This is a genomic window from Burkholderia sp. WSM2230 (genome assembly GCF_000472445.1).
GTDB lineage: Bacteria > Pseudomonadota > Gammaproteobacteria > Burkholderiales > Burkholderiaceae > Paraburkholderia.
This window is the reverse complement of the sequence record NZ_AXAJ01000012.1, coordinates 184183-192417: the sequence shown is the minus strand read 5'-3', so window position 1 is coordinate 192417 and position 8235 is coordinate 184183. Positions and strand designations below refer to the sequence as shown.

At 66.8% G+C, this 8235-nt stretch carries 7 protein-coding genes; 3 read left to right on the top strand and 4 right to left on the bottom strand.

Annotated elements, in window-relative coordinates; genetic code table 11:
* Both A3AC_RS29470 and A3AC_RS0122130 read left to right on the top strand, forming a co-directional pair.
* The coding region (locus A3AC_RS29470; RefSeq protein ID WP_332261488.1) for a molybdopterin oxidoreductase family protein at positions 1-619 on the top strand (619 nt) is incomplete at its 5' end.
* A gap of 8 nt (positions 620-627) precedes the next feature.
* Complete coding sequence (locus tag A3AC_RS0122130; protein ID WP_025601474.1) at positions 628-879, top strand: formate dehydrogenase subunit delta; 252 nt, start codon at positions 628-630, stop codon at positions 877-879.
* 165 nt (positions 880-1044) lie between these two features.
* Here the strand turns inward: A3AC_RS0122130 and A3AC_RS0122125 are convergent, their stop codons facing one another.
* The 3 genes from A3AC_RS0122125 to A3AC_RS0122115 form a co-directional block, all read right to left on the bottom strand.
* A complete protein-coding gene (locus tag A3AC_RS0122125) occupies positions 1045-2778 on the bottom strand; it encodes an FAD-dependent monooxygenase (RefSeq protein ID WP_025601473.1) in 1734 nt (577 codons plus the stop codon).
* Positions 2779-3001: 223 nt separating this feature from the next.
* Positions 3002-4222 (bottom strand): cation diffusion facilitator family transporter, encoded by a 1221-nt coding sequence (locus A3AC_RS0122120; RefSeq protein ID WP_025601471.1) that lies wholly within the window; start codon positions 4220-4222, stop codon positions 3002-3004.
* Positions 4219-4578 carry an ArsR/SmtB family transcription factor gene (locus A3AC_RS0122115; protein WP_025601470.1) on the bottom strand — a complete coding sequence of 120 codons (360 nt, stop codon included), beginning with the start codon at positions 4576-4578 and terminating at the stop codon, positions 4219-4221. Before A3AC_RS0122115 ends, A3AC_RS0122120 begins: the two co-directional genes overlap by 4 nt.
* A gap of 124 nt (positions 4579-4702) precedes the next feature.
* Here A3AC_RS0122115 and A3AC_RS0122110 point away from each other — a divergent pair, with 124 nt between their 5' ends.
* Entirely contained in the window at positions 4703-6550 is a 1848-nt protein-coding gene (locus A3AC_RS0122110; protein ID WP_025601469.1) for a tetratricopeptide repeat protein, read from the top strand.
* A gap of 187 nt (positions 6551-6737) precedes the next feature.
* On the opposite strand, the gene A3AC_RS0122105 is transcribed toward A3AC_RS0122110, so the two are convergent.
* Positions 6738-8039 carry an MFS transporter gene (locus tag A3AC_RS0122105; RefSeq protein ID WP_025601467.1) on the bottom strand — a complete coding sequence of 434 codons (1302 nt, stop codon included), beginning with the start codon at positions 8037-8039 and terminating at the stop codon, positions 6738-6740.
* Between the last annotated feature and the right edge of the window lie 196 nt (positions 8040-8235).

The window sequence follows — 8235 nt, the reverse complement described above, 5'->3', positions numbered from 1 at the left end:
GACCTTCCACGGCGTGTCGTACAGGAAGATCGACGAGCTCGGCAGCATCCAGTGGCCTTGCAATGAAGAGGCGCCGGACGGCACGCCGACCATGCACGTCGATACCTTCGTGCGCGGCAAGGGCAGGTTCGTGATTACGAAGTTCATCGCGTCGCCGGAAAAAGTCACGCGCAAATTCCCGCTGCTGCTCACNACCGGGCGCATCCTGTCGCAGTACAACGTGGGTGCGCAGACGCGCCGCACGGAGAACTCGCGCTGGCACGACGAAGACCGGCTGGAGCTGCATCCGCACGACGCGGAAGAACGCGGCATCAGGACGGGCGACTGGGTGGGCATCGAATCGCGCGCGGGGCAAACCGTGTTGCGCGCGAAGGTCACCGAGCGGATGCAGCCGGGCGTGGTCTATACGACGTTTCACTTCCCCGAATCGGGCGCGAACGTGATCACGACCGATAGCTCGGACTGGGCCACCAACTGTCCGGAATACAAGGTGACGGCGGTGCAGGTGATGCCGGTCGAACAGCCGTCGGAGTGGCAGCANCAGTACTCGCGCTTCAATGCCGAGCAACTNGAACTGCTGNGGCAGCGCGAGCTGGCCANCGCGACATCGGGTAAGTGAGGCGAGCCATGGACACTCGGAATCTGATCGACATGGCGAACCGCATCGGCGACTTCTTCGCTTCGATGCCGGATCACGATGAAGCCGTCGCGGGCGTGGCCGACCATATCCGCCGCTTCTGGGAGCCGCGCATGCGGCGCGCGCTGCTGGCGTCGCTCGATACGCCGCAGACGGGCGGCATCGAGATGTCGGCGATCGTCAGGGAGGCGCTTGTCAAAAACCGCGAGCGTCTCGCGCCTGCGGAGGCTTCTCTCGTCTGAAACTTGCGGCGCGGCGGCCTGCGGCGTCGCTGCCGCACAGGCTGCTGGAAGCCTGGCGTGCGGCACAGACGCGGCTGCATGCAGTGCAGCGGCAAGCGAAGGCCGCGCTGCGGCGCCGCTCGACGCCCTACGTCGTCATGCTGTCGCGTCGGAATCCACTTCACCTCACACCGCCGTCTGCTCCGGTATCTGTCCGCCCGCGGTGAACCACGTTTCGCAGTGCCGCAGCAGCCCGTTCAGGTCCGAGCCGGTGCGCCCGCGCGCGCTGATGTAGCCGTCCGGCCTCAGCAGATAGAACGACGGCCGCGTGCGTCCATACGACTCCGCTAGCGACGGCCCGCCGTCGCCGGTCGTGTCCGTCACGCGCCAGATCCGCACGGCGCCGGGCAACAAGCGCTCCATTTCCACGGCAAGACGCTCGAGTTCGGCGTCGGGCGGCGGCTCATGCTTCGCGTCCGGATCGAGCGGCTTGCCGTCGACGGGCAAAGGCGGCACGAGCAGGAACAGCGAGAAAAACGCGGGGTCATGCAGATCGTAGAGGCAGCCGATGCCGGGCGCGCATCCCAGCGGACCGTCGACGACGTGCACCACCGCATCCGGCGCCCGCTCGCCCGCTCGCGGCCCGCCGTCCAGCACGCGCTCCAGCGTGAGCGGACTGCGCCGATATTGGACCGACAGCTCGCTGATGGTGAGCCGCGCGGCGTCGCGCAGCGGACCGAGCGCGGCGAGGACCGGCATCACGCGCTCGCGCAGCAACTTGAGCGGCCCATGATCGGCTTCCGCCATCTGCGTGATGAAGCCGGTTTGCCGCAACACCTCGCGCTCGATGGGATGCCGTTCGACATGGTAGGTGTCGAGCAGGCGGTCGGGCGCCGCGCCCTTGAGCACACGCGCGAGCTTCCAGCCGAGGTTGAACGCTTCCTGAATGCCGGTGTTCATGCCCTGCGCGCCGGCCGGGCTGTGCACATGCGCCGCGTCGCCGGCGAGGAACACGCGGCCAACGCGCAGACGCTCCACCATCCGGCTGTTCACATGGAAGTACGAGGACCACGCGAGTTCCGATACGTCGACGCGTTCGTGCACGCGCCTCGCCAGCAGCGCCTTGCACTCCTCGAGCGACGGCGCGCGGACGCGATTGAGCGGCGGCTCGCCGAGCACCACCGGCGACAGCGGCGCGGGAGCGGCAGGTGCAGATGCAGGCTGCACCGCGTGATCGGCGATCAGCCGATGCCGGCCGTGCCCCATCGGAAACAGCGCGACGAGGCCTTCGCCGGAAGCGAAGATATGAAATTCGTCGTCGGGCCAATCGGTTTCGGCGTGAACGTCGGCCAGCAGGAATGTCTGCTCGAGCGTCTTGCCCTCGAAGTTGAGACCGAGACCGTGGCGGATCATGCTGTGCGCGCCATCGGCGGCGATCATCCAGGACGGGCGCAGCGTTTCGGTGTGACCGTCGGCGCGCCGCAGCGTCGCCTGGACGCCGACCGAGCCTTGCGAGAACATGGTGAGTTCGACGCCCCGCTCGACCGTCACGCCGAGCGTCGCGAGGTGCTCGGTCAAAAGACGTTCCGTCACCGACTGATCGAGAAACAGCAGATAAGGATAGCGCGTGTGCAGCGGATCGAAATCGAGCTGCGCGAGCCGCATGCCGTTAGAAAACAGATTGGCCACGCGCGCGCGATGGCCTAGTTCGAGAAAGCGTTCGGCGAGCCGATGCTGCTCCAGCAGTTCAAGCGTGCGCGCCTGAATGCCGATGGCGCGCGAATAGGGGCTCGGCTGCATCGCCCGGTCGATGAGGCGCACGGGCACATGAGCGCGCGCGAGACTCATGGCGGCGGCAAGCCCGGTCGGCCCCGCCCCGACGATCAGCACCGGCGATGCATTGTCAGCAGCAGCGTCCATGCGAAACTCCGCAGACCACAGTGCGCTCTAGTGTACGCCCCGCGCCCGAGCGCCGGACGGCGGGCTGCATCGATTGCGAGGCGTATCGCGCATAGCGTGAGCGTGAGCGTGGCGAATGCGGGCGCCGCGGTGCGGGGCGATGCGTGTCGTGGGCTGCGGTGTGTTTTAGTGCGCTTTGATGTGCCGCTTCAGTGTGCCGCTTTGGCCTGCCGCTTCCGTGCGCTCAGTGCGCGGCGGGCGGGCAATCCATCGCGCATCGATGATCGGTCGTGCCGAGGTCCACTTGCAGCGTCGCATGCTGCATCGAAAAGCGTTCGCGCAGGGCGAGCACGATGCCGTCGAGCCGCTCGTCGCCGGGATGCCCCGCCGGCATCACCAGATGCGCGCTGAGCGCATTGCCGGTCGTCGACAGCGCCCACACGTGCAGATCGTGAACGTCCTCGACACCGGGCTGGCCGGCGAGATAGTCGCGAATGCGTTGCACATCGACGCCCGGCGGCACCGCATTGAGCGCGAGGCGCACCGAGTCGCGCAACAGGCCCCACGTGCCGTAGACGACGACCCCGACCACCAGCAGGCTCATCAGCGGGTCGAGCCACGTCCAGCCTGTGTAGAGAATCACGAGGCCGCTGATTGCCACCGCCGCGGACACAGCTGCATCGGCAGCCATATGCAGGAACGCGCCGCGAATGTTCAGGTCTTCCTTCTGGCCGCGCATGAAGAGACACGCGGAGATTCCATTGACGACCACGCCGACGCCCGCGACGACGAACACCGCAAGCCCCGCGACGGGCGCCGGGTTCATCAGGCGGCCGACCGCCTCGGCGACGATCCCGCCGCACGCGAACAGCAGCAGTGCCGCGTTGGCAAGCGAAGCCAGAATCGACGAACTGCCGTAGCCGAACGTGTAGCGCGCGGAAGGACGGCGCGTGGCGAGCCACGCGGCGCCCCAGGCGAGCAGCAGGCCGAGCACGTCGGAGAGATTGTGGCCGGCGTCGGCGAGCAGCGCGGTGGAGTGCGCGAGCACGCCGTACAGAGCCTGAAGGGCGACGATCGCGACGTTCAGCGCGACGGCCAGCGCGAACGCGAAGCCGTGGCCGGCGACGGGGGCGTGGGCGTGGTGACTGTGGCTGTGACTGTGGCTGTGGCTATGACTGTGGCTGTGACTGTGGCTGTGGCTGGGGCTGGGGCTGGGGCTGTGGTCGTGGTCGTGGTCGTGGTCGTGGCCGTGGCCGTGGCCGTGGCTGTGGTCGTGGTCGTGGTCGTGGTCGTGGTCGTGGTCGTGGTCGTGGCCGTGGTCGTGGCCGTGGTCGTGGCCGTGGCTGTGGCCGTACCCAGGTTCGTTGCCGTCGGCGTGGCTATGGCCTTGGCCTTCCCCCCTGCTGTCCCGCGCATCCAGCCGCACCGACGCGTGCTCGTCTTCTCTCGCTTCGATTTTCTTCATGGCAGATCCAATACGTCGTCGCGGGTAGGCTCGGCGACGTGCTCGAGCATGCCGGCCAGCATCGCGCTGATGTGGCGGTCGGCGGCGACATAGAACACCTGCTTGCCCTGCCGCTGCGCCCGTACTATTCGCGCCGCGCGCAGCAGCCGCAGATGATGGCTGACGAGCGACGGCGACAAACCGAGCTCGTCCGCAATCGCACCCACGGCACGACGTTCGTCGACGCAAGCGAGCACAATGCGCAGCCGCGTCGGATCGCCGAGCAGCCGGAACAGATCGGCGAGCGGCACGATGGTGTCCGCGGAGCGCGAATCCACGTCCGCCGGCGATAACGCACAAGCCGTAAGAGGAATCATGGCGACACACATGTGAATAGATGTTCACATGTTAGACGAGCCCCCGGAACCTGGTCAAACCGGAGCGCCTCCCCGCGAGTGTGGGAAAATGCGGCCTTTGCCTCACCCGAACACCATCCCCGTCATGCAACCTGTTTTTGACCGCGCTTTTGCGGCGCATCGTGACGGCCGCCTGGACGACGCCGAACGCGGCTACCGCGCGACGCTGGACGGCAATCCCGCGCACGTCGACGCGTTGCATCTGCTGGGCGTGCTGCGCCATCAGCAGGGCCAGCACGCCGAAGCCGCCGAGCTGGTGCGGCGCGCGGTCAATCTGCGTCCGCAAGACGCCGCGCTGCAGTTGAACCTCGGCAATGCGCTGAAGGCGCTAGGCCAGATCGACGAAGCCATCGAGCAGTTTCGCAACGCGCTGACGCTCGCGCCGTCGTTTCCCATGGCGCACTACAACCTCGGCAATGCGTATGCGGCGGCGGGCCGTCACGACGACGCCGCCGACGCATTCCGTCGCTCTTTGCTCCTGCAACCGGAAGACGCCTCGTCGCACAACAATCTCGGCAACGCCCTGCATGCGCTCGGGCGTCACGAAGAAGCCATCGCGTCGTTCCGGCGCACGCTCGAACTGCGCCCCGGCCACGCCGGCGCGCTCAACAACATGGGCATGTCGCTTAATGCGCTCGGCCGCGCGGACGAAGCCATCCCCTGCTTCCAGGCCGCTTTGGCCGCGGAGCCGCGCTTCGTTGCCGCGCACTTCAATCTCGCCAATACCTTCGACGCCACCGGCCGTCACGAGCAAGCCGTGGCGTCGTTCGAGGCCACGCTTGCATTGCAGCCGAATCTGCCGCCCGCCATCTTCGGCATGGGCAATGCGCTGGCCGCGCTCGGGCGTCACACGCAGGCAATTCCGTACCTGGAACGCTCGGTCGGTCTCGATCCGCAATTCGCGCTCGCCTGGCTGAGCCTCGGCACCGCGCACCAGGCGCTCGGCGCGCACGCCACTGCCGTGCGCGCATTGGATCAGGCGTTGCGCCTGCAGCCCGATCTCGCGGCCGCGCATATGAACCGCGCGCTGGCGTGGCTCGCGTTGGGCGATTTCGCGCGCGGGCTGCCGGAATACGAATGGCGTCTGCAAACCGTCGCAGAACCGGCTATCGAGACGTTGCCGCGCTGGCACGGCGAGCCGGTCCCCGAGCGCACACTGCTGATCCATGCCGAACAGGGTTTCGGCGATACGCTTCAGTTCGTGCGCTTCATTCCGCTCGCTGCGCAGCGTGCGGCGCGCGTTGTGCTCGAAGTGCAGCCGCCGCTCGTGCCGCTCCTCGAGCCGGTTGCAAAGGCGTGGCGCGTGACGCTCGTCGCGCGCGGCGCGCCCCGCCCCGCCGCCGACCTGCAATGCCCGTTACTGAGCTTGCCGCTCACGCTTGGCACGACGCCCGCCACGATTCCCGGGCATACGCCCTACCTGAGCGCGCCGCCCGCCTACCGGCGCAAATGGCGCGGCTCGCTGGGCGGTCAGGCCAGGCACAAGATCGGACTCGCGTGGTCCGGGCGGATGCAGCAGAACGAAACGCGCTCGATGCCGCTCGCCGCGCTCGAGCCGCTTTTTGCGCTCGAAGGCATCGACTGGATTGTGCTGCAGCCCAATCTCAGCGCAGAGGAGCGCGCCGCGCTGGACGCGCATCCGCGCGCGCGGTGGATTCATCGCTTCGACGAGCGGATCGGCGACTTCGCGGATACTGCCGCGATCATCGAGCGGCTGGATGCGGTCGTTTCGATCGATACGTCGATCGCCCACCTGGCCGGCGCGCTTGGCAAGCCGCTGTGGCTGATGCTGCCGTTCGCGCCCGACTGGCGCTGGTATCCCGACGACACGCGCAGCGCCTGGTACGCCAATGCGAAGCTGCTGCGTCAGCCGCGGCCAGGCGCGTGGCGTGAGGTGGTGGAAGCGGTAGCGCAAGGGTTGCGACGCGGATAGCGGATAGGGTGGCTGGCGGCCCGTCACTCGCGGCCCATGGCGCGTTGGCTCGTGACTCGCGCCTGGCGGCTAACCTCAGCAACGGCGCATGAGTTGAAGCGCCGGCGCGTACCAGCAAAGAAAAACCCCGCATTCGCGGGGTTTTTCTTTTGCGCCGACTACAGTCACCGCGAGCTCAAATTGCAAATCACGCGCTCCTGTATTGATCGCGCGATTCAGGCGTGCGGTACAACACGAGCGTCGCGATCAGCCCGCAGATTGCCGCCACGCCGAGGAAGAGCCCGGGCGCCGCCTTGTTGCCGGTCGAATGAATCAGCAGCGTCGAGATGGCCGGCGTGAAGCCGCCGATCGTCGTCGCAAGGCTGTAGGCCAACGAGAAGCCCGCGGTGCGCACCTCGACCGGCATCACTTCGGTGAGTGCGACGACCATGGCGCCGTTATAGCTGCCGTAGAGGAACGACAGCCACAGCTCGACCGTGAGCAGACGCGCGAACGACGGCTCGGCGACGAGCCATTGCAGCGCCGGATAAGCGCTGACGATGGTGAGCGCCGTGAAGGCCAGCAGCACCGGACGACGGCCGATGCGATCCGACAGCGCGCCCGCGAGCGGCAGCCAGATCAGGTTCGACAAACCGATACAGACGGTGACCACGAGCGTGTCGATTGCCGACAGCTTCAGCACTTCCTTGCCGAAGGTCGGCGTATAGGCGGTGATCATGTAGAACGACACCGTCGTCATGATGACCATGCCCATGCCGCCCAGCACCGTGACCCAGTTCGCGGCCATGCTTTTCATGATCTCGCCCATGCCTGGGCGATGCTTGCGCGCGGAGAATTCCTCGGTTTCCTTCAGGGAACGGCGAATCAGGAACAGGAACGGCACGATCAGGCAGCCGATCAGGAACGGCACGCGCCAGCCCCACGCGCTCATCTGATCCACGGGCAGCGTCTTGTTGAGCATCACGCCGAGCAGCGCGGCGAACACCACCGCGACCTGCTGGCTGCCCGACTGCCACGCGCAATAGAAGCCCTTGTGCCCCTTGGTGGCGATTTCGGACAGATACACCGACACGCCGCCCAGTTCGACACCCGCCGAAAAACCCTGCAGCAGGCGGCCGAACAGCACGAGCACCGGCGCGAGCAGGCCGATGGTCGCGTATCCTGGAATGGACGCCACCGTCAGCGTGCCGAGCGCCATCAGACCGAGCGTGAGGATCAGCCCCTTGCGCCGGCCGTAATGGTCGATGTACGCACCGAGGACGATGGCGCCGAGCGGCCGCATCAGGAAGCCCGCGCCGAATACCGAAAGCGAAAGCATCAGCGAGGCGAATTCGCTGCCGCTCGGGAAATAGGTCTTGGCGATCGCGGATGCGTAATAGCCGTAGACCATGAAATCGTACATTTCAAGAAAGTTGCCGCTGACCACGCGGAACACTGTCTTGACTTTGGATTCTTCCGACGAAGAAATGGCGTGTGACGCTGTTGACATTGACATTCCCTGATAGGCCCACGCCGCGCGGCCGGCGGCGATCTGGCGGATGAAACGGTCCGCTTCGTCGAACTGGCGGATGCCACAGGTAAGCGGGAGGCTGCAGAGCAGGCCGCGCCGGGGGCGCTGCATTCTGCAAGTGAACGGATTCCGGCGATATCAGGGTAAACGTTGACGCCGCCGAAAGCCGCGCCAC

Excerpts from the sequence above, each read along its gene's own strand:
- A3AC_RS0122120 (WP_025601471.1), bottom strand. The coding sequence starts at position 4,222 with ATGAAGAAAATCGAAGCGAGAGAAGACGAGCACGCGTCGGTGCGGCTG.
- A3AC_RS0122125 (WP_025601473.1), bottom strand. The coding sequence starts at position 2,778 with ATGGACGCTGCTGCTGACAATGCATCGCCGGTGCTGATCGTCGGGGCG.
- A3AC_RS0122130 (WP_025601474.1), top strand. The coding sequence starts at position 628 with ATGGACACTCGGAATCTGATCGACATGGCGAACCGCATCGGCGACTTC.
- A3AC_RS0122105 (WP_025601467.1), bottom strand. The coding sequence starts at position 8,039 with ATGTCAACAGCGTCACACGCCATTTCTTCGTCGGAAGAATCCAAAGTC.
- A3AC_RS0122110 (WP_025601469.1), top strand. The coding sequence starts at position 4,703 with ATGCAACCTGTTTTTGACCGCGCTTTTGCGGCGCATCGTGACGGCCGC.
- A3AC_RS0122115 (WP_025601470.1), bottom strand. The coding sequence starts at position 4,578 with ATGATTCCTCTTACGGCTTGTGCGTTATCGCCGGCGGACGTGGATTCG.